This is a genomic window from Brevundimonas sp. TWP2-3-4b1 (assembly GCF_049897665.1).
In the GTDB taxonomy this organism is placed as follows: domain Bacteria; phylum Pseudomonadota; class Alphaproteobacteria; order Caulobacterales; family Caulobacteraceae; genus Brevundimonas; species Brevundimonas subvibrioides_B.
Genome location: NZ_JAFCWQ010000013.1, coordinates 1 through 24,771 on the forward strand (window position 1 = coordinate 1; position 24,771 = coordinate 24,771).

The 24,771-nt window shown below is 65.9% G+C and carries 37 protein-coding genes; 36 read left to right on the forward strand and 1 reads right to left on the reverse strand.

What is annotated here, in order from left to right:
- Positions 1-397: 397 nt before the first annotated feature.
- Entirely contained in the window at positions 398-1,045 is a 648-nt protein-coding gene (locus ACP7A5_RS10885) for a hypothetical protein (RefSeq protein WP_426041950.1), read from the forward strand.
- Positions 1,046-1,050: 5 nt separating this feature from the next.
- Here ACP7A5_RS10885 and ACP7A5_RS10890 read toward each other — a convergent pair whose 3' ends face one another.
- On the reverse strand, positions 1,051-1,215 hold the full coding sequence (locus tag ACP7A5_RS10890) for a hypothetical protein (protein WP_426041951.1): 165 nt from the start codon (positions 1,213-1,215) through the stop codon (positions 1,051-1,053).
- A 155-nt stretch (positions 1,216-1,370) separates the two neighbouring features.
- Here ACP7A5_RS10890 and ACP7A5_RS10895 point away from each other — a divergent pair, with 155 nt between their 5' ends.
- The 35 genes from ACP7A5_RS10895 (at position 1,371) to ACP7A5_RS11065 (ending at position 24,754) form a co-directional block, all read left to right on the forward strand.
- The gene (locus ACP7A5_RS10895) at positions 1,371-2,516 is read left to right on the forward strand and encodes a GNAT family N-acetyltransferase (RefSeq protein WP_426041952.1); all 1,146 of its coding nucleotides are present in this window, start codon (positions 1,371-1,373) and stop codon (positions 2,514-2,516) included.
- Positions 2,517-2,527: 11 nt separating this feature from the next.
- A complete protein-coding gene (locus ACP7A5_RS10900) occupies positions 2,528-3,451 on the forward strand; it encodes a cupin-like domain-containing protein (protein ID WP_426041953.1) in 924 nt (307 codons plus the stop codon).
- A 133-nt stretch (positions 3,452-3,584) separates the two neighbouring features.
- Positions 3,585-4,523, forward strand: a complete 939-nt coding sequence (locus tag ACP7A5_RS10905) for a GIN domain-containing protein (protein ID WP_426041954.1) — start codon at positions 3,585-3,587, stop codon at positions 4,521-4,523.
- A 402-nt stretch (positions 4,524-4,925) separates the two neighbouring features.
- Complete coding sequence (gene rpsJ / locus ACP7A5_RS10910) at positions 4,926-5,231, forward strand: 30S ribosomal protein S10 (protein WP_003164367.1); 306 nt, start codon at positions 4,926-4,928, stop codon at positions 5,229-5,231.
- 22 nt (positions 5,232-5,253) lie between these two features.
- Entirely contained in the window at positions 5,254-6,006 is a 753-nt protein-coding gene (gene rplC, locus ACP7A5_RS10915; protein ID WP_426036021.1) for a 50S ribosomal protein L3, read from the forward strand.
- Entirely contained in the window at positions 6,003-6,671 is a 669-nt protein-coding gene (rplD, locus tag ACP7A5_RS10920; protein WP_426036019.1) for a 50S ribosomal protein L4, read from the forward strand. The genes rplC and rplD overlap by 4 nt, the downstream gene beginning before the upstream one ends.
- Positions 6,671-6,973, forward strand: coding sequence for a 50S ribosomal protein L23 (locus ACP7A5_RS10925; protein ID WP_298158548.1), 303 nt, complete (start codon positions 6,671-6,673; stop codon positions 6,971-6,973). Before rplD ends, ACP7A5_RS10925 begins: the two co-directional genes overlap by 1 nt.
- A gap of 4 nt (positions 6,974-6,977) precedes the next feature.
- Positions 6,978-7,811 carry a 50S ribosomal protein L2 gene (rplB, locus tag ACP7A5_RS10930; protein ID WP_303697160.1) on the forward strand — a complete coding sequence of 278 codons (834 nt, stop codon included), beginning with the start codon at positions 6,978-6,980 and terminating at the stop codon, positions 7,809-7,811.
- A 2-nt stretch (positions 7,812-7,813) separates the two neighbouring features.
- On the forward strand, positions 7,814-8,092 hold the full coding sequence (gene rpsS, locus ACP7A5_RS10935) for a 30S ribosomal protein S19 (protein ID WP_013268924.1): 279 nt from the start codon (positions 7,814-7,816) through the stop codon (positions 8,090-8,092).
- A 1-nt stretch (position 8,093) separates the two neighbouring features.
- Positions 8,094-8,474, forward strand: a complete 381-nt coding sequence (gene rplV, locus ACP7A5_RS10940; protein ID WP_303697161.1) for a 50S ribosomal protein L22 — start codon at positions 8,094-8,096, stop codon at positions 8,472-8,474.
- Between the two features lies 1 nt (position 8,475).
- Positions 8,476-9,225, forward strand: a complete 750-nt coding sequence (gene rpsC, locus ACP7A5_RS10945) for a 30S ribosomal protein S3 (RefSeq protein ID WP_303697162.1) — start codon at positions 8,476-8,478, stop codon at positions 9,223-9,225.
- 5 nt (positions 9,226-9,230) lie between these two features.
- Complete coding sequence (gene rplP, locus ACP7A5_RS10950) at positions 9,231-9,674, forward strand: 50S ribosomal protein L16 (protein ID WP_303697163.1); 444 nt, start codon at positions 9,231-9,233, stop codon at positions 9,672-9,674.
- Positions 9,671-9,868 (forward strand): 50S ribosomal protein L29, encoded by a 198-nt coding sequence (gene rpmC, locus ACP7A5_RS10955; protein WP_303697164.1) that lies wholly within the window; start codon positions 9,671-9,673, stop codon positions 9,866-9,868. The genes rplP and rpmC overlap by 4 nt, the downstream gene beginning before the upstream one ends.
- A gap of 9 nt (positions 9,869-9,877) precedes the next feature.
- Positions 9,878-10,129 (forward strand): 30S ribosomal protein S17, encoded by a 252-nt coding sequence (gene rpsQ, locus ACP7A5_RS10960; RefSeq protein ID WP_303697165.1) that lies wholly within the window; start codon positions 9,878-9,880, stop codon positions 10,127-10,129.
- Between the two features lie 18 nt (positions 10,130-10,147).
- Positions 10,148-10,516: a 50S ribosomal protein L14 gene (gene rplN / locus ACP7A5_RS10965; protein WP_077354965.1), complete on the forward strand. Its 369-nt coding sequence runs from the start codon at positions 10,148-10,150 to the stop codon at positions 10,514-10,516.
- 2 nt (positions 10,517-10,518) lie between these two features.
- On the forward strand, positions 10,519-10,827 hold the full coding sequence (rplX, locus tag ACP7A5_RS10970; protein ID WP_425990986.1) for a 50S ribosomal protein L24: 309 nt from the start codon (positions 10,519-10,521) through the stop codon (positions 10,825-10,827).
- The gene (rplE, locus tag ACP7A5_RS10975) at positions 10,827-11,387 is read left to right on the forward strand and encodes a 50S ribosomal protein L5 (protein WP_426041955.1); all 561 of its coding nucleotides are present in this window, start codon (positions 10,827-10,829) and stop codon (positions 11,385-11,387) included. Before rplX ends, rplE begins: the two co-directional genes overlap by 1 nt.
- Positions 11,388-11,406: 19 nt before the next feature.
- The gene (gene rpsN, locus ACP7A5_RS10980) at positions 11,407-11,712 is read left to right on the forward strand and encodes a 30S ribosomal protein S14 (RefSeq protein WP_131249458.1); all 306 of its coding nucleotides are present in this window, start codon (positions 11,407-11,409) and stop codon (positions 11,710-11,712) included.
- A 14-nt stretch (positions 11,713-11,726) separates the two neighbouring features.
- A complete protein-coding gene (gene rpsH, locus ACP7A5_RS10985; RefSeq protein ID WP_303697169.1) occupies positions 11,727-12,125 on the forward strand; it encodes a 30S ribosomal protein S8 in 399 nt (132 codons plus the stop codon).
- A gap of 2 nt (positions 12,126-12,127) precedes the next feature.
- The gene (rplF, locus tag ACP7A5_RS10990; protein ID WP_426036016.1) at positions 12,128-12,661 is read left to right on the forward strand and encodes a 50S ribosomal protein L6; all 534 of its coding nucleotides are present in this window, start codon (positions 12,128-12,130) and stop codon (positions 12,659-12,661) included.
- Positions 12,662-12,664: 3 nt separating this feature from the next.
- Positions 12,665-13,027 (forward strand): 50S ribosomal protein L18, encoded by a 363-nt coding sequence (gene rplR, locus ACP7A5_RS10995; protein ID WP_303697171.1) that lies wholly within the window; start codon positions 12,665-12,667, stop codon positions 13,025-13,027.
- An 11-nt stretch (positions 13,028-13,038) separates the two neighbouring features.
- The gene (gene rpsE / locus ACP7A5_RS11000) at positions 13,039-13,647 is read left to right on the forward strand and encodes a 30S ribosomal protein S5 (protein ID WP_303697172.1); all 609 of its coding nucleotides are present in this window, start codon (positions 13,039-13,041) and stop codon (positions 13,645-13,647) included.
- Positions 13,648-13,649: 2 nt separating this feature from the next.
- Positions 13,650-13,844 carry a 50S ribosomal protein L30 gene (gene rpmD, locus ACP7A5_RS11005; RefSeq protein WP_426041956.1) on the forward strand — a complete coding sequence of 65 codons (195 nt, stop codon included), beginning with the start codon at positions 13,650-13,652 and terminating at the stop codon, positions 13,842-13,844.
- A 262-nt stretch (positions 13,845-14,106) separates the two neighbouring features.
- Positions 14,107-14,700 (forward strand): 50S ribosomal protein L15, encoded by a 594-nt coding sequence (gene rplO / locus ACP7A5_RS11010; protein WP_426041957.1) that lies wholly within the window; start codon positions 14,107-14,109, stop codon positions 14,698-14,700.
- A 117-nt stretch (positions 14,701-14,817) separates the two neighbouring features.
- The gene (gene secY / locus ACP7A5_RS11015; protein WP_426041958.1) at positions 14,818-16,197 is read left to right on the forward strand and encodes a preprotein translocase subunit SecY; all 1,380 of its coding nucleotides are present in this window, start codon (positions 14,818-14,820) and stop codon (positions 16,195-16,197) included.
- A 68-nt stretch (positions 16,198-16,265) separates the two neighbouring features.
- On the forward strand, positions 16,266-16,832 hold the full coding sequence (locus ACP7A5_RS11020; protein WP_426041959.1) for an adenylate kinase: 567 nt from the start codon (positions 16,266-16,268) through the stop codon (positions 16,830-16,832).
- 98 nt (positions 16,833-16,930) lie between these two features.
- Entirely contained in the window at positions 16,931-17,623 is a 693-nt protein-coding gene (locus ACP7A5_RS11025; RefSeq protein WP_426041960.1) for a TonB family protein, read from the forward strand.
- 141 nt (positions 17,624-17,764) lie between these two features.
- A complete protein-coding gene (locus tag ACP7A5_RS11030) occupies positions 17,765-20,224 on the forward strand; it encodes a zinc-dependent metalloprotease (RefSeq protein ID WP_426041961.1) in 2,460 nt (819 codons plus the stop codon).
- 68 nt (positions 20,225-20,292) lie between these two features.
- On the forward strand, positions 20,293-21,048 hold the full coding sequence (locus tag ACP7A5_RS11035; RefSeq protein ID WP_426041962.1) for a hypothetical protein: 756 nt from the start codon (positions 20,293-20,295) through the stop codon (positions 21,046-21,048).
- Positions 21,049-21,147: 99 nt separating this feature from the next.
- Positions 21,148-21,516: a 30S ribosomal protein S13 gene (rpsM, locus tag ACP7A5_RS11040; protein WP_425991014.1), complete on the forward strand. Its 369-nt coding sequence runs from the start codon at positions 21,148-21,150 to the stop codon at positions 21,514-21,516.
- Positions 21,517-21,525: 9 nt separating this feature from the next.
- A complete protein-coding gene (gene rpsK / locus ACP7A5_RS11045) occupies positions 21,526-21,915 on the forward strand; it encodes a 30S ribosomal protein S11 (RefSeq protein ID WP_013268944.1) in 390 nt (129 codons plus the stop codon).
- Between the two features lie 94 nt (positions 21,916-22,009).
- The gene (locus tag ACP7A5_RS11050) at positions 22,010-23,029 is read left to right on the forward strand and encodes a DNA-directed RNA polymerase subunit alpha (protein ID WP_425990967.1); all 1,020 of its coding nucleotides are present in this window, start codon (positions 22,010-22,012) and stop codon (positions 23,027-23,029) included.
- Between the two features lie 105 nt (positions 23,030-23,134).
- Positions 23,135-23,554 (forward strand): 50S ribosomal protein L17, encoded by a 420-nt coding sequence (gene rplQ, locus ACP7A5_RS11055; protein ID WP_303695910.1) that lies wholly within the window; start codon positions 23,135-23,137, stop codon positions 23,552-23,554.
- A gap of 91 nt (positions 23,555-23,645) precedes the next feature.
- Positions 23,646-24,107, forward strand: a complete 462-nt coding sequence (locus ACP7A5_RS11060; RefSeq protein WP_426041963.1) for a GNAT family N-acetyltransferase — start codon at positions 23,646-23,648, stop codon at positions 24,105-24,107.
- Positions 24,104-24,754, forward strand: coding sequence for a glutathione S-transferase family protein (locus ACP7A5_RS11065; RefSeq protein ID WP_426041964.1), 651 nt, complete (start codon positions 24,104-24,106; stop codon positions 24,752-24,754). The genes ACP7A5_RS11060 and ACP7A5_RS11065 overlap by 4 nt, the downstream gene beginning before the upstream one ends.
- The last annotated feature ends 17 nt before the right edge of the window (positions 24,755-24,771 follow it).

The window sequence follows — 24,771 nt, forward strand, 5'->3', positions numbered from 1 at the left end:
CGTCGTCGCCAAGATCGTCGAGTAGTCAACACGACGGCCCGAATGGGCTGACTGAACGAGGCCCCGGAGCAATCCGGGGCCTTTTTCTTTGCCCTTCTCCCCCTGCGGGAGAAGGTGGCCGAGCGAAGCGAGGTCGGATGAGGGGTCACGCTGACGTCAGATGTCAGCGCTGCTCAGGCCCATTCCAGCCTCTGTACGACCCCTCATCCGTCAGCCCCCCGATCAAGTCGGAGGGCTGCCACCTTCTCCCGCAAGGGGAGAAGGGAACCTGCCATACCCATCAACGGATCGTCCGAATTCCCCAATCGAAACAACACTCGGCTCTATTGAGAGCCCTTATACCCATCACCCCCTGAAACGGCCTCACACTGTCCGGTCCTTGAGCGGAGGCGCGGATATGGATGATCAGGCGACAAACACCGGCCGACAGGTCGTTCCTGAGGAGGTCTGGGAGACGGTGAAGGCGGACTATCTCGCCGGTCTGTCTGGGCCCGACTGCTGCCGGCGGCACGGTGTGAGCCTGTCGGCCTTGCGCAACCGGGCGGCTCGCGAGGGTTGGCGGCGCTCGGACCAGCCCTGGATCCCGCCTCAGTCGCTCGATCCCTGGGACGAGGGCCGTATTCTCGAAGAGCGTATTTGCGGAAATCTCGACCTGATCGAATGGGGCGAACTGTCGGGCGTCGCCGAGGGGCGGATGATGCGCGCGGTCCTGCGCGGGGATTCGGCCGAGTTCATGCGCTGGCACAAGGTTGCCGAGATCATCGACGTGCGCGAGGCCGAACTGCGCCATCGGGCCGAGGAGGAAGAGGTCCGCAAATACCAGATCCGCCAGCGCGCCCGCGATATCGAGGCCGAGGAGGCCGAACCGGACTCTTGGGACTATCTGGACTCTGAATTCGCGGAGAGCCTGGAAGACCAGGGCCCGGTGAGGGGTTTCCACATTACCCGGGATGGCGAGTTGGTGCGCGTGAAGCCACGCGAAGTGGACGACGCGGATCTCTCCTCCCCATCGCTGCGCGACGAGGAGGAGACAGGGCCCGGGTAACGCCATCAACCGTTCGGCTTGCCCGTCGCAGGGTCCGTCGCCGTCTCGCCGGAGTTGCTCGATCCCTTCGATCCCACGGGTTCGGTCGCCGGACGCGGCGGCTGGCCGTCGCCGGCGGGGCGCTGGTTCTCGTTCTCGGTCTCGCGCGGCGGTCGGGCGGGGTTGGTCATGCTCAAGCTCCTGATGGCCGACACAACGCGCCAGACGCGCGGCGGCTCCAGGGCAGGCTTTTGTTCACCATGCCATTACACCGTCGCGAAACGGGAGGTGGGCTAGACCTGAGACAGGAACGCGCCTTGCTCATGGGCGTGGGTCGGAGACTTGCATGCCCGGAACGCTAAAGATCGAGGTCGTCAAGGCGGACCAGTTGACGGTCGCGGACCGGGTGCTGTGGCGCGCCATGGTCGAGGCCAACCCCGATCTCGCCAGCCCCTATTTCCGCTGGGAGTTCACCGAGATCGCCGCCCGGATCAGCCCCAACGCCGCCGTGGCGATCTTCAGCCGGGGCGGGCGCACCATCGGCTATTTCCCGCACCAGCGGCGCGGATCGGCGATCCAGCCGCTCGGGGCGCCCATGAATGACTATCACGGCGTCATCGCCATGCCGGGCGAGGCGCCGTCGCTGGCGACTGTCGCGGCCCTGCTGAATGCGCCCAGGCTGAACGTCTCGGCCTGGGTCGGACCGTCGGGCGCCGGTGAGCCGCGCGACACCCTGATGACGGTCACGCCCGAGGAGGGGTTCGACGTCTGGTACGTCGAGCGTCGCCAGACCTGGGGCAAATATTTCAAGGACAAGGAACGAGCGCGCCGCAGCCTCGAGGCCGAGCTGGGGCCGATCCGGGTCCAGCGCGGCCTGACCGATCCGGCCCTGCTGGATCAGCTGATCGGGCTGAAGCGCGACCAGTATGTCCGCACGGGTCGGCACGACATCTTCGCCTGCGGCTGGACGCGTGATCTGCTGAACGCCCTGATGGCCTCGAAGCATGAGGATTTCGGCGCCTCGATGGCGGCGCTGTGGGCCGGGGACAGGCTGACCGCCATTGAATATTCGCTGCACGCCGGCGACCGCTACCATTTCTGGTTCCCGGCCTATGAGCCTGCGCTGGCGCGCTGCTCGCCCGGCATCCTCCTGACCATGGACACCATGCGGCTGGGCTGTGACGCCGGGTTCCGGGTCTTCGACTTCGGCTTCGGCGGCGAGGGCTACAAGAAGTATTTCTGCAACGCGACCCAGACGGTGCGCGAGGCGGTGATCCTCAAGCCAGGCGTCGGCTCCATGCTGTCTGACGCGGCCGTGGGCCTTTTGAACACCGCGGCGGGCGGCAAGGGCGAGCGCCTGCGCACCAGCGTGCGGCGTCGCTGGGCCGCCATCGAGGCCTGCGAGACTACATCCGCCAACCGCCTGATGGGTGCGGTCGCCGCCGCTGGCGCGGCCATGAAAAAAGTTACGAGCGCCCCCCAGGCCGCCTGATCGAGATGAGCATGAGCCAGACCCCCAGCCAGACCCGGCGCACCCGCTATCCCGGCCCGATCGATCAGGCGAAGAAGCACCCGCACGCCCTCGTCGATCAGGGCTTCGCCACCGACGAGGCGCTGGCGGAGATCCTGCACCGCTATCCGGCCGAACTGTTCGACATCAATCTGTACGACTACGACGACGAGGGTCAGGTCAGCCTTCGCACCGGCGCGCGCGGCGGCCTGTCGGGCGACCAGCTTCTGGCGGCGATCCAGGCCGGGCGTCTTTGGGTCAACCTGCGTCAGGCCCAGGCCGGCTGTCCCGACCTGTGGAAGGCCGCCATGGGCGAGTTCGCCAGGATCCAGGCCACCTATCCCGGCATGAAGGCCGTGACCAACGCCGGCCAGCTGATCATCTCGTCGCCGGTCGCCAGGGTGCCCTATCATTTCGACGCCGCCGGGGTGGTGCTGTTCCACCTGCGCGGCAGGAAGCGCCTCTTTATATACCCGGGCGACGAGGCCCATCTGCCGGAGACGGCGATGGAGCAGGTCGTGGCCCGCCAGACGACCGAGGAACTGCCCTACACCCGCGCCTTCGAGGCGGACGCCCAGGTCATGGACCTGGAGCCGGGCGAGGCCCTGACCTGGCCGCTCTATGCGCCGCACCGGGTCGAGAATCTCGACAGGTTCTGCGTCAGCCTGTCCATGGATTTCCAGACCTGGCCGACGCGGTTCCGCAACGGCGCCATCTACACCAATGCCGTGATCCGCAGCCGGGGAGGGCGTCCGCGCTTTACCGACGCCATGTCCACGCCGGAACTGGCCGCCCGCTGGGCCGCCTCTCTGGCCCTGCGTCGCGTCGGTGGCCTCAAGAGCCGGATCGAGCATTTCGAGCGCGATTTCACCCCTGAAGTCGGCGCGGCCGACGGGGCGGGGGCCTTGCTGGCGTGACAGACTTCTCCCTCCCACTCGGGGGAGGGAAACCTTGGACCCGGATTAATTCGAGGTCATGACGTCGAGTTAAAATGACTTCCGTTCATCGCGGGATCAGGTTCGCCTCAACTTCAGGAGAGGAACCCACGTCATGAAAGCTTTCGTCACCGCCGCCGCATCCGTCGCCCTGCTGGCCGCCCTAGGCACCGCAGCCCCGGCCTCGGCCAAGGCCGACCGCGAAGTCCGCATTCGCTACGCCGCCGCCCGCGTGGTGGTGATCGTCGAGAACCGCACCGACATCGCCGTCGAGATCGAGCCGGGCTCTGGCGGCCTGCCCCTGCCGACCGTGACCCGCGCCGGCGACGAGGTCCGCATCAACGGCAACCTCGGCCGTCGCGCCTTCCGCCGCTGCGAAAGCGGCCCGGCGACCGCCCGTCAGCCGGGGGAGGGCGCGTCCGTGGAGGTGCGCGAGCACGGCCGGGTCAACCTGTCCGCCGCTCCGCTGATCGTCGTCCGCACCCCGCCGGCCGTGGACATCTCCATCGAAGACTCGGCTGTGTTCGGCTCGATCGGTCGCGGCGCCACCTCGATCGAACTGGGCAGCGGCGGTTGCGGCGACTGGACCGTGGCCAACACCGCGGGCTCGGCCGACCTGTCGATCGGCGGATCGGGCAGCATCCGCGCCGGGACCTCGACCAGCCTGGAAGCCTCCATCGGCGGCTCGGGCAACATCACCGCCGGCGCGACCGGCTCGCTCGACGCCTCCATCGGCGGTTCGGGCACGATCACCGTCGCCAGCGCCACCGGCGAGGTTGATGCGGCCATCGCCGGCTCGGGCGACATCTGGATCAACGGCGGCAGGCCCTCGTCGGTGGATGGCTCCATTGTCGGCTCGGGCGACATCACCATCACGGGCGATGCCGGCCCGCTGGACGCTTCCATCGCCGGCTCGGGCAACATCACGGTCACAGGCACGGTCGCCAGCCTGGACGCCAGCCTGTTGGGCAGCGGCGACGTCCGCGTGGGTCGGGTCACCGGCTCGGTCTCCCAATCCGTCAGGGGTGGAGGCCGGGTGAGAATCGGCAACTGAGCCTCCTGAACTCAGTCTGCTGAAAGCGACGGCCCGGGCGAGTGGAACCGCCCGGGCCGTCATACTGTCCAACGGGAGCTGACCGGCGAGAACTGCTCGTCTCCGAAACGAGAGAAAGTCGCCCGGATCGCCCCGAGCCGCTTGACCAAAACGGAATCAATCGTCATACACACCAACTCTTGTTGGACTGGCTGTGCGGGAAACCGCAGACGCAGTCCGCAGGAACGACCTCGGACCTGTTCTTTGCAGCGACCTGGGACTTTAACGGCTCTCGCGGGCGACTGCGTGGGCCGATCGTTTTTGCGGACGTGCGTACTCTGAAGGCATTCGTGCCTGAAGGCCTCCGGTCTTTGAAATGGTTCACAGGGACGCAGGTTCGCCTGCTTGGGAAACACGACCGATATGGATCAAAGCATCCGCATCAGGCTCAAGGCCTTCGATCACCGCGTCCTCGACTTTTCGACGCGCGAGATCGTGAATACGGCCAAGCGCACGGGCGCCACTGTACGTGGTCCGATCCCGCTGCCGACCCTGATCGAAAAGTTCACCGTGAACCGCTCGCCGCACGTCGACAAGAAGTCGCGCGAGCAGTTTGAAATCCGCACGCACAAGCGTGTCCTCGACATCGTCGACCCCACCCCGCAGACCGTGGACGCGCTCATGAAGCTCGACCTGTCCGCCGGCGTGGACGTCGAGATCAAGATTTAAAGAAACAAAGGCGGGATCCGATATGCGCACGGGCGTGATCGCCAAGAAGCTGGGCATGACCCGCGTGTTCGCCGAAGACGGCGCGCACGTTCCGGTCACTGTGCTTCAGCTCGACGACTGTCAGGTCGTCGGCCAACGCACTCAGGAGCGGGACGGCTACGTCGCCCTGCAACTGGGCGCCGGGGCCAAGAAGGCAAAAAATACGAATAAGGCTCAACGCACGACCTTCGCCACGGCGGAAGTCGAGCCCAAGCACGTTGTCATGGAGTTCCGCGTGTCGGACGACGCCATGATCGACGTCGGAGCGACCCTCACGGCGGACCACTTCGTGGTCGGCCAGAAGGTCGACATCCAGGGCGAGACGATCGGCAAGGGCTTCCAGGGCGGCATGAAGCGCTGGAACTTCAGCGGTCTGCGGGCGTCGCACGGTGTGTCCGTGTCGCACCGGTCGCTGGGTTCCACCGGCCAACGCCAGGACCCGGGCAAGACGTTCAAGGGCAAGAAGATGGCGGGTCAGCTCGGTAACGAGACGATCACCACACAGAACCTGACCATCGTCCGTGTCGACGCCGAACGCGGCCTGATCCTGGTCAAGGGCGCTGTCCCGGGCCACGAGGGCTCGTGGGTCAAGGTTCGCGACGCGCACAAGAAGCCGTCCGCCGACCTGCCGTTCCCCGGCTCGTTCAAGACCAAGGGCGGCGCTGCAGCCGCTCCGGCCGAAACGCCTGCTGAAGAGCCGGCAGCGGTCGAGACCGTCGAAGGCGGTGAAGCATGAAACTTTCGAGCATCAACCTCGACGGCAAGGCCTTGGGCGACGTTGAACTGTCGGACGCCGTTTTCGGCATCACCGACATTCGCGGCGACCTTCTGGCCCGTTACGTCAACTGGCAGCTGGCCAAGCGCCGCGCCGGCACCCACAAGGTTCAAACCCGCAACGAGAACTCTCGTACGGGCAAGAAGATGTACAAGCAGAAGGGCACCGGCGGCGCTCGTCACGGTTCGCGCCGCGCCCCGCAGTTCGTCGGTGGTTCGCGCGCCTTCGGCCCGATTGTCCGCGATCACGGCTTCGACCTTCCCAAGAAGGTTCGCGCCCTGGCCCTGCGTCACGCCCTGTCCTCCAAGGCGAAGTCGGGCGATCTGGTCGTCGTCGACGCCCTGACGGTCAAGGACGCCAAGACCGCCGCCCTGCGCGAGACCTTCGGCAAGCTGGGCTGGACCCGGACGCTGATCATCGCCGGTCCCGAAGTCGACGCGAACTTCGCGCTGGCCTCGCGGAACATCCCGCAGATCCACGTGCTGCCGAACGCCGGCCTGAACGTTTATGACATCCTGCGCGCCGACAAGCTGGTCCTCTCGAAGGCCGCCGTCGAAGCCATCGAAGCCCGCTACGCCGACTTCAAGCCGTCGCGTCGCGAGCAAGCCGAGAAGGACGCCGCGTAATGGCTGCCCAACCCACCGCCAAACACTACGACACCATCCTATCGCCGATCATCACCGAGAAGGCGACGATCCTGTCGGAGCAAAACAAGGTCGTGTTCCGCGTTGCCGGAACCTCGACCAAGGACGAGATCGCCGCTGCGGTCGAAAGCCTGTTCAAGGTCAACGTCCTGAAGGTCAACACCCTGGTTCAAAAGGGCAAGACCAAGCGCTTCCGCGGCATTATGGGCCGTCGGGTCGACATCAAAAAAGCGATCGTGACGCTGGCCGACGGCCAGTCGATCGACGTCACCACGGGGCTCTGATCAGATGGCCTTGAAAACATACAATCCGACTTCGCCGGGCCGTCGCGCCCTTGTGCTGATCGACCGTTCGGAGCTCTTCAAGGGCCGTCCCGAAAAGTCGCTGACCGAAGGCCTGACCAAGTCGGGCGGACGTGGTCAGGGCGGTCGCATCGCTGTCCGCTTCCGCGGCGGCGGCGCCAAGCGCCTGTATCGCAAGATCGACTTCAAGCGTCGCAAGTTCCAGACCGCGACCGTCGAACGGCTGGAGTATGACCCCAACCGCACCGCCTTCATCGCCCTCATCACCTATGAGGACGGCGAAAAGGCCTACATCGTCGCGCCGCAACGCCTGAAGGCTGGTGACACGATCGTGGCCGGCGAAAAGACGGACGTTAAGCCTGGCAACGCCATGCCGCTGCGCTCCATCCCCGTCGGCACTATCATCCACTGCGTGGAGATGAAGCCAGGCAAGGGCGCACAGCTGGCCCGTTCGGCCGGCGCCTATGCCCAGCTGGTGGGTCGCGATCAGGGCTACGCCCAGATCCGCCTCGGCTCCGGCGAGCTGCGCATGGTTCTGGACGGCTGCATGGCCACGGTGGGCGCCGTTTCTAACGCCGACCACATGAACCAGAACATGGGCAAGGCCGGTCGCGTCCGTCACATGGGCTTCCGTCCGCACGTTCGCGGCGTCGCCATGAACCCGGTCGATCACCCCCACGGCGGTGGTGAAGGCAAGACCTCTGGCGGTCGTACCCCGGTTACGCCGTGGGGCAAGGACACCAAGGGTTCGCGCACCCGCAAGAACAAGTCTACGGATCGTTTCATCATCCGTAGCCGTCACCTCAAGAAGGCTCGCTAAAGATGGCTCGCTCCTCCTGGAAAGGCCCGTTTGTCGACGGGTATCTGCTCAAGAAGGCCGACGCCGTTTCGACGTCGGGCCGCAAGGACGTGATCAAGACCTGGTCGCGCCGCTCCACCATCCTGCCGCAGTTCGTGGGCCTGACTTTCGGCGTCCACAACGGTCACAAGCACGTCCCCGTGCATGTGAACGAGGACATGGTTGGCATGAAGCTGGGCGAGTTCTCGCCCACCCGTTCGTTCCCCGGCCACGCCGCGGACAAGAAGGCGAAGCGGAAGTAAGATGCCAAAGACGAACAACACACGCCGCGTCGGTCCGACCGAAGCCCGCGCCAAACTGGTGAACGTCCGGATTAGCCCTCAGAAGCTGAACCTGGTTGCCCAGTCGATCCGTGGTCTGCCGGTGCAAAAGGCGCTGAACGAACTCGAGTTCAGCCGCAAGCGCATCTCGGACGACGTCCGCAAGGTCCTGTATTCGGCGGTTTCGAACGCCGAGAACAACCACAACCTCGACATCGACAACCTGATCGTGTCCGAGGCCTTCGTGGGCAAGAACCTGGTGATGAAGCGTTTCGCGAGCCGTGCTCGTGGCCGCTCGTCGCGTATCCTGAAACCGTTCAGCGAGATCACTATCGTGGTCCGTGAAGCCGGCGAGGCTGCCTGATATGGGTCAGAAAATCAATCCGATCGGTTTCCGCCTCGGCGTGAACCGTACCTGGGACAGCCGCTGGTTCGCCGACGGCCCGACCTACGCCCGTCTGCTGCACCAGGACCTGAAGCTGCGCACGTGGCTCAAGGAACGCCTGAACGCCGCCGGCGTGTCGCGCATCATCATCGAGCGTCCGCACAAGAAATGCCGCGTGACGATCTACGCCGCCCGTCCGGGTGTCGTGATCGGCAAGAAGGGCGCTGACATCGAGAAGCTCCGCAAGGACATCTCGGCCCGTACCGAAGGCGAAGTTCACCTGAACATCGTCGAGGTCCGCAAGCCCGAAACCGACGCCCAGCTGATCGCCGAGAACATCGCCCAGCAGCTGGAACGCCGGATCGCCTTCCGCCGCGCCATGAAGCGCGCCATGCAGTCGGCCATGCGTCTCGGCGCCAAGGGCGTCCGCATCAACGTGTCGGGTCGCCTCGGCGGCGCGGAAATCGCGCGGATGGAATGGTATCGCGAAGGCCGTGTGCCGCTGCATACCCTGCGCGCCGACATCGACTACGGCTTCATTCAGGCCAAGACGACCTACGGCATCATCGGCGTGAAGGTCTGGGTGTTCAAAGGTGAAGTGCTCGAGCACGATCCGATGGCCCAGGACAAGCGCTGGGCTCTGGAAGCCGCCGGTCCGTCGTCCAACGAAGGCCGCGAACGTGGTGGCCCGCGCGGTGACCGTGGTCCCCGCCGTGGCCGTGAGGGCTAGGGAAAATGCTGCAGCCTAAGAAAACCAAGTACCGGAAGGCCTTCAAGGGCCGTATCCACGGGGCCGCCAAGGGTGGCTTCTCGCTGAACTTCGGTTCGTATGGCTTGAAGACGCTTGAGCCGGAACGCATCACCGCGCGTCAGATCGAGGCGGCCCGCCGCGCGATCACCCGTCAGATGAAGCGTCAGGGCCGCGTCTGGATCCGCGTTTTCCCGGACGTTCCCGTCTCGGGCAAGCCTGCCGAAGTCCGAATGGGCAAGGGCAAGGGCGCCGTGGATCACTGGGCGGCGCGCTGCCACCCGGGCCGGATCCTGTTTGAAATCGACGGCGTCGCCGACGACGTGGCTCGCGAAGCCCTGCGTCTGGGCGCCGCCAAGCTGCCGGTCCGCACCAAGGTGGTCACCCGCCTTGACGCCGGCGTCGCCCATGTGGAGCACGTAGGCGCATGACCAAGATCGCCGACCTCCGGGTCCAGACCCCCGATCAGCTGGGCGACCAGCTGCTGTCCCTGAAAAAGGAACAGTTCAACCTGCGCTTCCAGGCCGCCACCGGCCAGATGGAAAAAACTCACCGCGTTGGTGAAGTGCGCAAAGACATCGCCCGCATCTCGACGCTTCTGCGTGAGAAGCGGTCGGCCTCGTAAGGAAACACTATGCCCAAGCGAATTCTCGAAGGCGTGGTCGTGTCCGACAAGGGCGACAAGACCGTCGTCGTCGTCGTCCAACGCACGCTGCTGCACCCGGTCATGAAAAAGATCGTGCGCCTCTCCAAGAAGTACCACGCCCACGACGAAGCGAACGCCTTCAAGGAAGGTGACATCGCCCGCATCCGTGAGTGCGCCCCGAAGTCCAAGCTGAAGCGTTGGGAGGTCCTCTCGAAGGACACCCCGGCCTCGGCGTCGTAATCAGAGGGATCTGACACTATGATCCAGATGCAAACTAACCTGGAGGTAGCCGATAATTCGGGTGCTCGCCGGGTCATGTGCATCAAGGTGCTCGGCGGCGCTAAGCGTCGCTACGCCTCGGTGGGCGACACTATTGTCGCCTCGGTCAAGGAAGCGATTCCTCGTGGCCGCGTCAAAAAGGGTGAAGTGGTTCGCGCCATCGTCGTGCGCACCGCCAAGGACATCCAGCGCAAGGACGGTTCCGTCATTCGCTTCGACAAGTCCGCCGCCGTCATCGTCAACAAGCAGAACGAGCCGGTCGGCACGCGGATCTTTGGCCCTGTTCCCCGTGAACTGCGCGCCAAGAACCACATGAAGATCATCTCTCTGGCTCCGGAGGTCCTGTAGTCATGGCCGCCAAGATCAAAAAGGGCGACCGCGTCGTCGTCCTCGCCGGCAAGGACAAGGGCCGCACCGGTGAAGTCACCAAGGTGCTGCCGACCGAAAATCGCGTCCTGGTCCAGGGCGTGAACATGGTCCAGCGCCACACGCGTCCGACCCAGGGTGACCCCCAGGGCGGCATCAAGAACAAGGAAGCCACGCTTCACCTGTCGAACGTCGCGATCGCCGATGCCAACGGCAAGGCGAGCCGCGTCGGCTTCCGCATGGAAGGCGACAAGAAGGTTCGCTTCGCCAAGACGACGGGAGACGTCATCTGATGGCCGAGACCAAATACACACCTCGTCTGAAGGACGAGTTCAACACCCGCATCAAGGGCGTGATGACCGAGAAGTTCGGTTACACCAACCCGATGCAGATGCCGCGTCTGGACAAGATCGTCCTGAACATGGGCATCGGTGAAGCTGTCGCCGACTCCAAGAAGGCCAATGCGGCCCTCAAGGATCTGACGGCCATCGCCGGCCAGAAGGCGGTGCCGACCAAGGCCCGCAACTCCATCGCCGGTTTCAAGCTGCGCGAAGGCATGGTCATCGGCGGCAAGGTCACCCTGCGCGGCGACCAGATGTACGAGTTCCTGGACCGTCTGATCACGATCGCCCTGCCGCGCGTGAAGGACTTCCGTGGTCTCAAGCCGACGTCGTTCGACGGTCGCGGCAACTACGCCATGGGCCTCAAGGAACACATCGTGTTCCCCGAGATCAACTACGACCAGATCGACCAGATGTGGGGCATGGACATCATCGTCTGCACCACGGCCAGGACAGACGACGAGGCGCGCGCGCTTCTGACCGAGTTCAAGTTCCCGTTCGTGAAGAACTGAGCGGGAAGGGAAAAGCAAAATGGCAAAGAAAAGCGCCGTAAACCGCAACGAGATGGTGAAAGCCCTTGTTGCGAAGTATGCCGCGAAGCGGGCCGCCCTCAAGGCGACCGCTAACGACGAGAGCCTGCCTCTGGAAGAGCGTTTCGACGCCCGCCTGAAGCTGGCCGAGCTGCCGCGTAACTCGGCGGCCGTCCGGATCCGCAACCGCTGCGAAGTGACGGGCCGTCCGCGGGCCTTCTACCGCAAGCTCAAGATGAGCCGGATCGCGCTGCGCGAACTCGGCAACCTGGGACAGATCCCGGGCCTGACGAAGTCCAGCTGGTAAGGGGAGCGACAGACATGATGATCAACGATCCCCTGAGCGACATGATCGCTCGCATGAAGAACGCGGCCATGCGCAAGCGTTCCAAAGTGCTCACCCCGGCCTCCCGTCTGCGCCAGCGCGTCCTCGACGTGCTGCAGGACGAGGGCTATATCCGCGGCTATTCGCTGGTTCAGAACCCCGGCGAATTCCCGCAGTTCGAGATCGAGCTCAAGTACTTCGACGGCCAGCCGGTCATCGCCGAGATCGCTCGCGTGTCCAAGCCGGGCCGCCGCGTCTATTCGGCGATCACTGACCTGAAGCCGGTCAAGAACGGCCTGGGCATCTCGATCCTTTCGACTTCGAAGGGTGTCATGTCCGACACCGCAGCCCGCGACGCGAACGTCGGTGGCGAAGTCCTCTGCAGGGTCTACTAAAGATGTCCCGTATCGGAAAACGCACCATCACGGTGCCCAAGGCTGTCACGGTCACCATCGACGGCCAGACCGTCTCGGTGAAGGGTCCCAAGGGCGAGCGCTCCTGGACTGTCGCCGACGAGATCGAGGTCAAGTTCGAAGACGGCGAGATCAACCTGGTCGCCCGTAACGACTCGCAACGCGCCAGCGCGATGTGGGGTCTGTCGCGCACCCTGGTCGACAACATGGTCGTCGGCGTCACGGACGGTTTCGAGCGCGTGCTCGAACTGGTCGGCGTCGGTTATCGCGCCGCCCTGAAGGGTTCGGACCTGTCGCTGCAACTGGGCTTCTCGCACGAAGTCGACGTCAAGGCCCCGGCCGGCGTCACCTTCACCGTGCCCAAGCAGACCGAAATCCGCATCTCCGGCAACGATAAGCAGGTCGTCGGCGAACTGGCCGCCAACATCCGCAAGCTGCGTCCCCCCGAGCCCTACAAGGGCAAGGGCGTCCGTTATTCGGGCGAGAAGGTGCGGCGCAAGGAAGGCAAGAAGAAGTAGGTCATGGCAACGACTCTCAAGCAAAAAGCCGTCCGCCGCACCGATCGCAACCGTCGGCGGCTCAAGGCGATGGGCAACGGTCGCCTGCGTCTGTCCGTGCATCGTTCGGACAAGAACATCTCGGCCCAGATCATCGACGATCTCAAGGGGATCACCGTGGCTTCCGCCTCGTCGCTGGAAGGCGACAAGGCCGGGACGTCAAAGGGCTCCAACGTCGAGGCGGCTGCCGCGATTGGCAAGCTGGTCGCCCAGCGCGCCATCGAGAAGGGCGTCACCGATGTGGTCTTCGACCGCGGTGGCTACATCTATCACGGACGGGTGAAGGCGCTGGCGGATGCCGCGCGTGAAGCCGGCCTGAACTTCTAAGGACCGCACAGATGGCGCAAGCACCTCAACGCGGCGGCGGCGGTAACGACCGCAATCGTCGTGACAACCGCAACGGCCCCGCCGCCGACGGTCCGGATTCGGACATCGTCGAAAAGCTGGTCCACATCAACCGCGTCGCGGCCACCGTCAAAGGCGGCCGTCGCTTCTCCTTCGCAGCCCTGATGGTCGTCGGTGACGGCAAGGGACGCGTGGGCTTCGGTCACGGCAAGGCGCGCGAAGTGCCGGAAGCCATCCGCAAGGCGACCGAAGAAGCCAAGAAGACGATGATCCGCGTTCCCCTGCGCGAAAACCGCACCCTGCACCACGACGGCAACGGCCGTTGGGGCGCCGGCAAGATCATGATGCGCGCGGCTCCTCCGGGAACCGGCGTGATCGCGGGTGGTCCGATGCGTGCAGTCCTGGAAACCCTCGGCGTCGCCGACGTGGTCGCCAAGTCCACGGGCTCGTCGAACCCCTACAACATGATCCGGGCGACGTTCGAGGCGCTGAAAGTTCAGTCCTCGCCCCGCCAGGTCGCTTCGAAGCGTGGCAAGAAGGTCTCCGACCTGATGGGCCGCCGCAACGACGGCGCCTCGACGCCCGAAGCCGTGGAGTCCTGAGCATGGCCAAGTCAGAAGCCAAGACGGTCACCGTCAAGCAGACCGGTTCGCCGATCCGCCGCAAGAACGACCAGCGCGCCACCCTGGTGGGCCTGGGTCTGAACCGTATGGGTCGCGAGTCCACACTTGAAGACACCCCCTCGGTTCGCGGGATGATCGCAAAGGTCGCCCACCTGACCGAGATCGTCGAAATGTAAGCCGTTTGTATCTCCCTCCCCCTCGGGGGAGGGCAGGTCGCCCTCGGGCGGCCGGGTGGGGGCGGCTCGGCGAGCCGCCTTTACTGGTGTCGGGGGAGCCGTTATAGCGCGCGTCCCTTAGAGATTCGGGTCCGGCTCGCCTTGCCGGTCCCACCCGGTCGGCTTCGCCGACCACCCTCCCCGGACGGGGAGGGAGACGACCGAGACCAACAAGCCGAGTCCGCTGATACAGCGGGCGCTAGAACCCGAAAGGATCAGGCACATGAAACTGAATGAAATCCGCGACAACGAAGGCGCCCACAAGAAGCGTATGCGCGTCGGCCGCGGCCCGGGTTCGGGCAAGGGCAAGACCGCCGGTCGCGGCGTCAAGGGCCAGAAGTCCCGTTCGGGCGTCGCCATTGGCGGCTTCGAAGGCGGCCAGATGCCCCTGTACATGCGTATGCCCAAGCGAGGCTTCAACAATCCCAACGCCCTGAAGCTGGCCGAAGTGAACCTGTGGCGCCTGCAGGACGCCATCGACGGCGGCAAGCTGGACATCAAGGGCGAGATCAAGGGCGACGCCCTGGTCACCGCCGGCGTGATCCGTCGCGTCAAGGACGGCGTCCGTCTGCTGGGTACCGGCGAGGTCAAGTCCAAGCTGAACCTGGTTGTCTGGTCGGCCTCGGCCGGCGCCGTGAAGGCGATCGAAGCCGCCGGCGGCTCGGTCGTTCAGGAGCGGATCGCTGCTGAAGCCAAGGCCGCTGCTCGCGTCGAGAAGCGCAACCTCGCCAAGGGCAAGGTTCCGGCTGCCAAGGCCCCGCGCGGCGACGCCAACAAGATCTCGGCTCGCACGACCCGCACGGCCGCCAAGGCTTAATCCAATAAAGCGTGGGGGGCGGTCTCGCTAAGGGGCCGCCCTTCGCCTATCTGGACAACGGCGTCGGATTCGAAAGCGGATCAGACGCCGCGTACTGACAAGTCGGGGTAACGACATATGGCTTCGGCCGCCGAACAACTCGCCGCCAATATGAACATGGGCTCGTTCGCGAAAGCGACCGAGCTCCACAAGCGTTTGCTGTTCACGCTTGGCGCGCTTCTCGTCTATCGCATCGGCACCTATGTGCCGATCCCGGGCATCAACTCCGCCGCCTTCCTGCAGTTCTTCCAGGATCCGGACGGACAGCGCGGCGTCCTCGACATGTTCAACATGTTCTCGGGCGGCGCCGTGGAACGGATGGCCGTCTTCGCGCTGAACGTGACGCCCTACATCTCGGCCTCGATCATCGTCCAGCTGATGGGCAGCGTGTATCCGCCGTGGGAGAAGCTGAAAAAAGAAGGCGGCGAAAGCGGCCGCAAGCAGCTGAACCAGTACACCCGTTACCTGACCGTGTTCCTGGCTCTGGCCCAGTCGTTCGGCATCGCGGCGGGCCTCAACGCCCAGCCCGGCCTGATCGACGAGCCCGGCATCTTCTTCATCGCCACCACGGTCGTCTCCCTGACGGGCGGCACCATGTTCCTTATGTGGCTGGGTGAGCAGGTGACGGCGCGCGGCGTCGGCAACGGCATCTCGCTGATCATCTTCGCCGGTATCGTCGCGGTTCTGCCGGGCACCGTCGCCCGGATGCTGGGACTGGCCCAGCAGGGTCAGATGTCCGCCTTCGCCCTCCTGTTCCTGGCCGTCCTCGCCGTGGCCACGATCGTCTTCATCGTCTTCATGGAACGCGCCCAGCGCCGTCTTCTGATCCAGTATCCGAAGCGCCAGGAAGGCAACCGGATGGCCGGGGGCGAGCGTTCGTTCCTGCCGCTGAAGGTGAACACCGCCGGGGTCATCCCGCCGATCTTCGCCTCGTCGCTGCTGCTGCTTCCGACCACGGTCGCCCAGATGACTGCCACGGCCGACCTGCCGGCATGGATGAGCTGGCTGCCCTTCGTGACTGCCCAGCTGACCCATGGCCAGCCGCTGTTCATGCTGCTGTACGCCGGCCTGATCATCTTCTTCTGCTTCTTCTACACCTCGATCACCTTCAACCCTGAAGACACGGCCGAGAACCTGAGGAAGTACGGAGGCTTCCTGCCGGGCATCCGTCCGGGCAAGCGCACGGCGGAATATCTGGACTACGTCCTGACCCGTCTGACCGTGATCGGCGCTGCCTACATCACGGCCGTCTGCCTCCTGCCGGAGTTGATGGTCGCCCAGATGGGCAACAGCCTGTATTTCGGCGGCACCTCGATCCTGATCGTCGTGTCGGTGACCATGGACACCGTGGCTCAGATCCAGTCTCAACTGCTGGCTCACCAGTACGAAGGCCTGATCAAGAAGGCCCGACTGCGTGGTCGTGGCGGCCGCGGCGCGCCCACGCCCGTTCGCCGCTAGGCCTGCATTGTGATGGGCTGTCGCGCGTTGCGTGATTTGAGCCCGAGCGCCCGGGGAGGGGCCTGAACATGAACCTGATCCTGTTCGGGCCCCCTGCGGCCGGCAAGGGCACCCAAGCCAAGCGGCTGGTCGAGCAGCGCGGCATGGTCCAACTGTCGACCGGCGACATGTTGCGCGAGGCGATCGCGTCCGGCTCGGAACTGGGTCAGCAGTGCAAGGAGATCATGGCGCAAGGCGGTCTGATCGCAGACGACATCGTCATCGCCCTGATCGAGGCCCGGCTGAAGGAAGCCGAAGACGCCGGCGGCGCCATTTTCGACGGCTTCCCGCGCACGATCGCCCAGGCTGAGGCGCTCGACGCCATGTTGGCCAAGATGGGCAAGCAGATTGATCGGGTCGTCCGCCTCAAGGTCGATGACGCAGCACTGACGGCTCGGATTTCCAAGCGCTTCGCCGAACAAGGCCGTCCGGACGACAATCCGGAGAGCTTCAAGGTTCGTCTGGACGCCTACAACCGCAACACCGCGCCCCTGCTGCCCTACTACGGCGACAAGGGATTGCTGACCGAGGTCGATGGCATGGGCTCGATCGAGACGGTGGCTATTGCCATCGACACCGCACTCGACGCCTCCTGATCTGAACCGGAGCTGAGCCTTCGGCACTCCTGCGCGTTCAGCCGGGCATGGTAGAAGCGGCCGTGTTACATCCTCCATCCTCTCCGCGAGCCCGCCGTGTGGCCCGGGCCGGCGCCGTGGCGCTGGTCGTCCTGGTCCATGCTGGTCTGTTCGTCGCCGTCGGCATGGGACAGGTTGAGTCGATCGATGTGCCAGTGCGCACGCCAATCGACGTCGAGCTGTTCCGCCCCTTCACACCTCCGCCGCCTCCGCCTCCCGCGCTTGTCGAAGTCGCTCCCGGAGGCGGCGCGCCCGCCGCGCCGTCCCGCGTCCACGTCACGCCCAAGCCTCCCGAGGTTCCGCCCGAACTGCCCGCCGCCCCGCCGACGCCCGCGCCCGTGCCGACGTTGGTCGTCGGGGCCTCGCCGACCGCCAGTCTGAACTCAGGCCTCGGTCAGGGCGGGCAGGGGACTGGCACGGGATCAGGGACGGGCGAAGGCGACGGGCCGGGCTCGGGCTCGGGGCCGATCATCCTGCGAGGCGCCTCGAATGGTGAGATCCTGGCCTTCGTGCCGCCCGAAGCCCGGCGACAGCGGCGCTCGGGCCGGAGCGCGGTCAACTGTGTGATCCGGGCCGACACCCGTCTCGAGGGCTGCCGGGTCGTCGATGAATCTCCCGGCGGCTTCGGCTTCGGTGAGGCAGCCGTCCGGATCGCCGAGACCCATTTCCGCTTCCGCCCGCCGACGACGGCGTCGGGACGACCGGTGGACGGGTTCCGCGTGACGGTCACCGTCAACTTCGGGCGGCAGTAAGCGCGGGTTTTCGAACCGTTCTGGGCTTTCCAGATCCGTGCATCCCCGCCTTCGCGGGATGCACGGAAGAACACGGAGAGGTTTGACACCCGCCCCTCAATCACCCCCAGATGCCGCGCAGATTTTGCGTTGGGGGCGACCATGACTTTCAGGTTCGGCGGGACGGCGACGGCGATCGCCCTGGTGTTGGCCATGGGCGGCATGGCCCCTGCGGTCGCGATCGCCCAAACGACCCCCGTGAGCTATGTCCAGAGCGTCGAGGGCCTGACGCGGCAGGACGGCCTCCTGACCCTTTTCACCGATGCGGCGTCCGGCAAGCTTCTGCTGCAACTGCCCGCGCCCGGAGCGGACGGGACCCTGGCGCGCCTTATCCATCACACGGCGCTGCGAACCGGCGTCGGCTCGGCTGTAACCGGGCTGGACCGGGCGCAGATCGGGGCGACCAACATCCTGGTCTTCCGCCATCTCGGCAAACGCGTCGTCGCCGAATTCGAGAACCCCCGCTATCGCGCGCCGGCGGGCTCGGCCGAGGAACAGGCGGCGGCGCGCGACGCCTTCGTCGGCTCGACCATCTGGGCGGGGGACGTGGTCGCCACGGCACCCGACGGTTCTGTCCTCGTCGACATTTCCGGTTTCGTGACCCGCGACGCCCACGGGATCGTCCAGGCGCTGGCGGGGCAGGGGACGCTGCGTCCCGTCGCCGACCTGACGATGGTCGATGCGTCGCAGGCGAAGTCCTTCCCCGACAATGTCGAGCTGGAGGCCCGGCTGACCTTCTCCGTCGATGGCCCCGGCCCGGTGCTGCGCCAGATCGCGCCGGATGCCCGGCTGGTGACCTTCACCGTGCGCCACAGTTTCATCCGCCTGCCCGACGCTGGCTATGCGCCGCGCCCCTATGATCCGCGCACCGGCGCGATCAGCACCATCGTGACCGACTTCTCCGCGCCGCTGGACGAGCCGATTGTCAGCCGCTTCGCCAACCGCTTCCGGCTGGTGAAGACCGATCCGTCTGCGGCCCGCTCGACCGTGGTCGAGCCCATCGTCTTCTACGTCGACCGCGCCGCGCCCGAGCCGATCCGCTCGGCCCTGGTCGAGGGGGCCATGTGGTGGGCCGACGCCTTCGACCGCGCCGGCTATATCGACGCCTTCCGCGTCGAGGTCCTGCCCGAGGGCGTCGATCCGCTCGACGCCCGCTACAACGTCATCAACTGGGTCAACCGCGCGACGCGCAGCTGGTCCTACGGTCAGAGCGTCGTCGATCCGCGCACGGGCGAGATCGTCAAGGGCAGCGTCCTTCTGGGTTCGCTCCGCATCCGCCAGGACATGCTGATCTTCGAAGGTCTGGTCGGCGCCGGCCAGACCGGCGCGGGCGGCCCCAACGATCCGCAGGCCATCGCGCTCGCCCGCATCCGCCAGCTGTCGGCGCACGAGGTGGGCCACGCCATAGGCCTGCTGCACAATTTCGCCGCCTCGACCCAGGATCGAGCCTCGGTGATGGACTATCCGGTCCCCCAGGTCGCGGTGAACGGCGACCATCTCGACTTCACGGAGGCCTATGCGGTCGGGATGGGCGGCTGGGACCGGTTCGCCATCGACTGGCTCTACGCCGATGTCAGTCAGGCAGAACTGGACCGTCGGGCCGCAGCGGGGGCCGCGACCTGGCGTTTCGTGTCCGATCCGGACGCCCGTATCGGTGGCGACGCCCAGGCCTGGGGCAGTTTGTGGGACAACGGCGCCGACCCCGTCGCCGAACTGGATCACCTGATGCAGGTTCGCCGCGTCGCCCTGGATCATTTCGGACTGGACAACCTGCCCGCCGGCTCGGCCGTCAATGACCTGAGGCGGCGGCTGGTGCCGATCTATCTGTATCACCGCTACCAGGTCGACGCGGTGGCCAAGCTGGTGGCGGGCATGGACTATGCCTACCCCGTTGTCGGCGACGGGCGTGAAGCGGCGACGGCGGTCCCGGCCGCGACCCAGCGCGCGGCGCTGGCGGGCCTGATCGAGACCCTGTCGCCCGCTGAACTCGACCTGCCTGACCCGCTTCTGGCCCTGCTGGCGGCCCAGCAGTCGGGCGAGAGCGACCCGCAGCACGACATCGAGGTCTTCGCCTCGCGCCAGGGCCGGACCTTCGACGCCGGCAGCGCGGTGGAGGCGGCGGCGGACGTGACCCTTCAGGCCCTGTTCGCGCCCCAACGCGTCGAGCGGCTGACAGACATGGGGCGCCGCGATCCGGCCGCCCTGGGTCTGGCCGAGACGATCGACAGCCTGACCACGGCCGTGTTCGCGCCCGCTCCCGGTCGCCTTGGCGAACCCGCGCGCCGTGTCCAGGCCCGCACGGCCCTGACCCTGGCCGGTCTGCTGCGGTCCAGTGCGGTGTCGGCGACCTCGGCCGCCGTGGTCTCTGACCGGCTGCACACGCTGGCCGGCCGGCTGGCCGCGTCGCGCTCCACGGATCCGGTGCAGCGGGCGCACGACCGCTGGCTCGCGGCCCTGCTGCAGGATCGCGAACGCCTGGATCAACTGCTGGAGGCAAACCGGGTCGAGACTCCCACGCCGCCGGGCAGCCCGATCGGCGCGGAGGCCTGCTGGCACTGCTGACCGGGGACTTGACCGTCCCGCCGCCGCGATCCAGCATCCGCCGTTCTTGGAATTAAGGGACGGGCGCGATGAACGGCGGCGTGGCGGTCAACGGGGCGGTCACTGTCGAGCGTCGCAGGCGGGTCGCCATCGGCGGCGCCGTGACGGCCGTTCATGTCGCTGTCCTGATCTGGCTGGGCGTCAGCGTGGTTCCCGTCCTGCCGGAGATGACGACCCGGGCCTTCGAGGTCGTCCTGATGCGACCCGCGACGAAGCCGAACCCCGATTCTGACAGTCCGATCTCCGGAGGCGGCGCGGCCTCCGCCCCCTCGACCCTCCATCTTGCGCCCGAACCCCGTCTGGATGCGGTGGCGCTGACCGCGCCCATCGAACCCGCGCCCCTCCAACCTCTGGTGTTGGGCGTCGCGCCCCTCATCAGCCCGTCGTCATCCGCCGGGGCAGGGACGGGAAGCGGCGACGGCATCGGGGCCGGAGCAGGGCCGGGTGCGGGCGGGAGCAGGGATGCGGTCCTCACCCAGGGCCCCGCCGGCGCGGTCATCACCCAGGACGTTCAGTCCGCCGCGTTGGTGCGGGCCGGTCAGTCCCATGTCATTCTACGTTGCCGGATACGTCTGGATCAGGGGCTGACGGGTTGCCGCGTGATAGGGGAGCATCCGCGCCCCTCCGGCTATCGCAGAGCCGCCCTCCTGCGATCGCGCGAGTTCCGTTTTCTGCCGCCGCAGCAGGGTGGGCGACCGGTCGATGGCCGCTGGAAAATCGTCGCCATCGCGTTTCCGGCCGCCCCGGAGGCGGAACCCGTCACGGCGCTGGTTGACGGAAGCTGAATCACCTGTATAAGGCCGTCTTCCGCGAAAGACGCGCACGCTCCTGGTCTGTTGACCGGAGCGGTTTCTGCGTCTGATCACGCGCATCTGGAGAGCTACGTGGCCCGTATTGCTGGCGTCAACATCCCGACCAACAAGCGCGTGGAAATCGCGCTTCAGTACATTCACGGCATCGGCCCCGCCGCCGCCAAGGACATCGTGGGCAAGGTGGGCATCGAAGCCGCCCGCCGCGTCAACCAGCTGACGGACGCCGAAGTCCTGCAGATCCGCGAGACCATCGACAAGGATCACACCGTCGAGGGCGACCTGCGCCGCGAGACGTCGATGAACATCAAGCGTCTGATGGACCTGGCCTGCTACCGCGGCCTGCGTCACCGCAAGGGCCTGCCGGTCCGCGGCCAGCGCACGCACACCAACGCCCGCACCCGCAAGGGTCCCGCCAAGCCGATCGCCGGCAAGAAGAAGTAAGACAGACACATGGCCAAGGAACCGGGTCGCGTAAAGAAGCGCGAGCGCAAGAACATCACCTCGGGCGTCGCCCACGTGAATGCGTCTTTCAACAACACCATGATCACGATCACCGATGCCCAGGGCAACGCGATCTCGTGGTCGTCGGCAGGCCACATGGGCTTCAAGGGTTCGCGCAAATCGACCCCCTACGCCGCCCAGATGGCCGCCGAAGACGCCGGCAAGAAGGCCCAGGAACACGGCGTCAAGACGCTGGAAGTCAACGTCTCGGGTCCGGGTTCCGGTCGTGAGTCGGCGCTACGCGCGCTGCAGTCGGTCGGCCTGACCATCACGACCATCCGCGACGTTACGCCGATGCCGCACAACGGTTGCCGTCCGCCCAAGCGCCGCCGCGTCTAAGCGAACACCGCCTACGCCGACCCTATTCTCCGCCGGCCCTGGACGCACCTGACGAGGTAGCGAGGGGCCGGCGAACTCCATTCGAGGGACACCCATGATCGAACGAAACTGGCAAGAACTGATTCGTCCCGAGAAGCCGCAAATCGAACTCGGCTCTGACGCCCAGCGCAAGGCGCGCCTGGTGGCCGAGCCTCTCGAACGCGGTTTCGGCGTGACGCTCGGCAACGCCCTGCGCCGCGTGCTCCTGTCGTCGCTGCAAGGCGCCGCGGTGACCGCGATCCAGATCGACGGCGTCGTGCACGAATTCTCGTCGCTGGAAGGCGTGCGTGAGGACGTCGTCGACATCGTGCTGAACATCAAGCAACTGGCGCTGCGCATGCACGCCGAGGGCCCCAAGCGCATGACCCTGCGCGCCACCGGCCCCGGGCCTGTGACCGCCGGTCAGATCGACGTCCCTGCGGACATCGAGGTGCTGAACCCGAACCACGTCATCTGCACGCTCGACGACGGCGCTTCGGTGCGCATGGAACTGACCGTCCAGAACGGCAAGGGCTATGTCGCTTCGGAGTTCAACCGTCCGGAAGACGCCCCGATCGGCCTGATCGCCGTCGACGCCCTGTATTCGCCTGTCAAGCGCGTCGCCTATCGCGTCGAGCCGACCCGTCAGGGTCAGTCGCTGGACTATGACAAGCTGGTGCTGGAAGTCGAAACCAACGGCGCCGTGTCGCCTGTGGACGCCGTGGCCTACGCCTCGCGCATCCTCCAGGACCAACTGCAGATCTTCATCACCTTCGACGAGCCGAAGAAGGCTGTGGAAGCGACGGACGGCAAGCCCGATCTGCCGTTCAACCCGGCTCTGCTGAAGAAGGTCGACGAACTGGAACTGTCGGTCCGTTCGGCCAACTGCCTGAAGAACGACAACATCGTCTACATCGGCGACCTGATCCAGAAGACCGAGGGCGAAATGCTTCGCACCCCGAACTTCGGCCGCAAGTCGCTGAACGAGATCAAGGAAGTGCTAACCTCCATGGGTCTGTCGCTCGGCATGGATGTGCCGAACTGGCCCCCGGAAAACATCGAAGACCTCGCCAAGAAGTTCGACGACCAAATCTAGTTTCAACCCTCCGCCCGGACCGTTTGTTGGTCATCGGAGCGGTTAGAATAATGCGGTCACGGGTCCGGTAAGACGGAAACCAGGGCCGGAGTAGGAGAGACCCCGATGCGCCACGGCGCCGCCTATCGCAAGCTCGGCCGTACGGCCAGCCACCGGACCGCCATGTTCGCCAACATGGCTGCGTCGCTGATCAAGCACGAGCAGATCACGACCACCCTGCCCAAGGCCAAGGAGCTTCGCCCCTTCGTCGAAAAGCTGGTCACCCTCGGCAAGAAGGGCGACCTGCACGCCCGTCGTCAGGCCATCAGCCACGTCCGTGACGTGACCCAGGTCGGCAAGCTGTTCGAAACGATCGGCCCGCGCTATGCCGAACGCAATGGCGGCTATATCCGCATCATGAAGGCCGGCTATCGCCATGGCGACAACGCCCCGATGGCCGTGATCGAGTTCGTCGATCGCGACGTTGACGCCAAGGGTCTGGACTCCGGTCCCGTCTATGCGATCGAGGGCGACGACGAAGCGTAAGCTTCGGCGCCACGGTTGAGCTATTGAAAGGGCGGCCCGAGCGATCGGGCCGCCCTTTTGCTTTTTCGCGCGCCGGTGCACGGTAAGGCTGATGAGCATCGAAATCCTCCCTTACCGCCCTGATCACGCCACCGCCTGGACGGCCCTCAACGAAGACTGGATTCTGGCCGGCGGCTATGCGCTGGAGGCCAAGGACCGGCTGGTGCTGGACGATCCCGACGGGTCGATCCTGTCGAAGGGCGGCGTCATCTTTATCGCCGAGCGGGATGGTGAGGCGATCGGCTGCTGCTCGCTGATGCTCATGCCGGACGGCGGCTACGAGGTCGGCAAGATGGCTGTGGCGGCAGACGCCCAGGGCCTCGGCCTCGGACGCCGGCTGCTGGAGGCCTGCGAGACCCATGCCCGCACCGCCGGAGCGCCGCGGCTCTATCTCGAAACCAACGGCGCCCAGACGCATGCCATCGCCCTGTATGACCGGTTTGGTTTTGTCGATCTGCCGCCGCAGCCGACGCCCTATGCCCGCTGCAATGTCTGGATGGAGAAGCGCCTGTGAGCCTTGTTCTCTACAGCCACCCGTTCTCGTCCTACTGCCAGAAGGCCATCGTCGCCTTCTATGAGAAGGATCTGCCGTTCGAACAGCGGATGCTGGAAAGCGAGGGGGCGATGGCGGAACTCCTCTCCCTGTGGCCCTTCGGCCAGTTCCCGGTGCTGAAGGACGGCGACCGCCGCTTTGCCGAGGCCTCGATCATCATCGAGCGGCTGGACCAGATCGCCCCCGCAACCCCTTTGATCCCAGCTGATCCCGCCCTGGCGCTGGAGACGCGGTTCATGGACCGGGTGTTCGACAATCACATCCAGTCGAACCAGCAGAGGATCATCTACAATGCCCTGCGGCCCGAGGCTGATCGTGACCCCATCGCCGAGGCCGAGGCGCGGGCGAAACTGGAGACCGCCTACACCTGGCTCGACGCCGTCATGGCCGACCGGACCTGGGCGGCGGGCGAGGTTTTCACCCTGGCCGACTGCGGCGCGGCGCCGGGCCTGCTCTACGCCCACTGGACCCACGCGATTCCGAAGGACCACGTCCATCTGTGGGCCTATCGCCTTCGCCTGCTGGCGCGGCCGTCCTATGCGCGGGCGCTCGATGAGGCACGGCCATATCGCGACTATTTCCCTCTCGGCGCACCCGACCAGGACTAACCCAGGGCGCTATAGAG

Bases quoted from the DNA above. Each gene is read 5' to 3' on its own strand.
- rpsJ (WP_003164367.1), top strand. From the start codon at position 4,926: ATGGATCAAAGCATCCGCATCAGGCTCAAGGCCTTCGATCACCGCGTC.
- rpsC (WP_303697162.1), top strand. From the start codon at position 8,476: ATGGGTCAGAAAATCAATCCGATCGGTTTCCGCCTCGGCGTGAACCGT.
- rplB (WP_303697160.1), top strand. From the start codon at position 6,978: ATGGCCTTGAAAACATACAATCCGACTTCGCCGGGCCGTCGCGCCCTT.
- rplV (WP_303697161.1), top strand. From the start codon at position 8,094: ATGCCAAAGACGAACAACACACGCCGCGTCGGTCCGACCGAAGCCCGC.
- rpsK (WP_013268944.1), top strand. From the start codon at position 21,526: ATGGCCAAGGAACCGGGTCGCGTAAAGAAGCGCGAGCGCAAGAACATC.
- rpsN (WP_131249458.1), top strand. From the start codon at position 11,407: ATGGCAAAGAAAAGCGCCGTAAACCGCAACGAGATGGTGAAAGCCCTT.
- ACP7A5_RS11035 (WP_426041962.1), top strand. From the start codon at position 20,293: ATGAACGGCGGCGTGGCGGTCAACGGGGCGGTCACTGTCGAGCGTCGC.
- rpsQ (WP_303697165.1), top strand. From the start codon at position 9,878: ATGCCCAAGCGAATTCTCGAAGGCGTGGTCGTGTCCGACAAGGGCGAC.
- rplQ (WP_303695910.1), top strand. From the start codon at position 23,135: ATGCGCCACGGCGCCGCCTATCGCAAGCTCGGCCGTACGGCCAGCCAC.
- ACP7A5_RS10925 (WP_298158548.1), top strand. From the start codon at position 6,671: ATGGCTGCCCAACCCACCGCCAAACACTACGACACCATCCTATCGCCG.
- ACP7A5_RS10900 (WP_426041953.1), top strand. From the start codon at position 2,528: ATGAGCCAGACCCCCAGCCAGACCCGGCGCACCCGCTATCCCGGCCCG.
- rplF (WP_426036016.1), top strand. From the start codon at position 12,128: ATGTCCCGTATCGGAAAACGCACCATCACGGTGCCCAAGGCTGTCACG.
- ACP7A5_RS11060 (WP_426041963.1), top strand. From the start codon at position 23,646: ATGAGCATCGAAATCCTCCCTTACCGCCCTGATCACGCCACCGCCTGG.
- ACP7A5_RS10895 (WP_426041952.1), top strand. From the start codon at position 1,371: ATGCCCGGAACGCTAAAGATCGAGGTCGTCAAGGCGGACCAGTTGACG.
- secY (WP_426041958.1), top strand. From the start codon at position 14,818: ATGGCTTCGGCCGCCGAACAACTCGCCGCCAATATGAACATGGGCTCG.
- rpsE (WP_303697172.1), top strand. From the start codon at position 13,039: ATGGCGCAAGCACCTCAACGCGGCGGCGGCGGTAACGACCGCAATCGT.
- rpsS (WP_013268924.1), top strand. From the start codon at position 7,814: ATGGCTCGCTCCTCCTGGAAAGGCCCGTTTGTCGACGGGTATCTGCTC.
- rplO (WP_426041957.1), top strand. From the start codon at position 14,107: ATGAAACTGAATGAAATCCGCGACAACGAAGGCGCCCACAAGAAGCGT.
- rplX (WP_425990986.1), top strand. From the start codon at position 10,519: ATGGCCGCCAAGATCAAAAAGGGCGACCGCGTCGTCGTCCTCGCCGGC.
- rpmD (WP_426041956.1), top strand. From the start codon at position 13,650: ATGGCCAAGTCAGAAGCCAAGACGGTCACCGTCAAGCAGACCGGTTCG.
- rplE (WP_426041955.1), top strand. From the start codon at position 10,827: ATGGCCGAGACCAAATACACACCTCGTCTGAAGGACGAGTTCAACACC.
- ACP7A5_RS10885 (WP_426041950.1), top strand. From the start codon at position 398: ATGGATGATCAGGCGACAAACACCGGCCGACAGGTCGTTCCTGAGGAG.
- ACP7A5_RS11050 (WP_425990967.1), top strand. From the start codon at position 22,010: ATGATCGAACGAAACTGGCAAGAACTGATTCGTCCCGAGAAGCCGCAA.
- rplR (WP_303697171.1), top strand. From the start codon at position 12,665: ATGGCAACGACTCTCAAGCAAAAAGCCGTCCGCCGCACCGATCGCAAC.
- rplC (WP_426036021.1), top strand. From the start codon at position 5,254: ATGCGCACGGGCGTGATCGCCAAGAAGCTGGGCATGACCCGCGTGTTC.
- ACP7A5_RS11020 (WP_426041959.1), top strand. From the start codon at position 16,266: ATGAACCTGATCCTGTTCGGGCCCCCTGCGGCCGGCAAGGGCACCCAA.
- rplN (WP_077354965.1), top strand. From the start codon at position 10,148: ATGATCCAGATGCAAACTAACCTGGAGGTAGCCGATAATTCGGGTGCT.
- rplP (WP_303697163.1), top strand. From the start codon at position 9,231: ATGCTGCAGCCTAAGAAAACCAAGTACCGGAAGGCCTTCAAGGGCCGT.
- rplD (WP_426036019.1), top strand. From the start codon at position 6,003: ATGAAACTTTCGAGCATCAACCTCGACGGCAAGGCCTTGGGCGACGTT.
- ACP7A5_RS10905 (WP_426041954.1), top strand. From the start codon at position 3,585: ATGAAAGCTTTCGTCACCGCCGCCGCATCCGTCGCCCTGCTGGCCGCC.
- ACP7A5_RS11030 (WP_426041961.1), top strand. From the start codon at position 17,765: ATGACTTTCAGGTTCGGCGGGACGGCGACGGCGATCGCCCTGGTGTTG.
- rpmC (WP_303697164.1), top strand. From the start codon at position 9,671: ATGACCAAGATCGCCGACCTCCGGGTCCAGACCCCCGATCAGCTGGGC.
- ACP7A5_RS10890 (WP_426041951.1), bottom strand. From the start codon at position 1,215: ATGACCAACCCCGCCCGACCGCCGCGCGAGACCGAGAACGAGAACCAG.
- rpsH (WP_303697169.1), top strand. From the start codon at position 11,727: ATGATGATCAACGATCCCCTGAGCGACATGATCGCTCGCATGAAGAAC.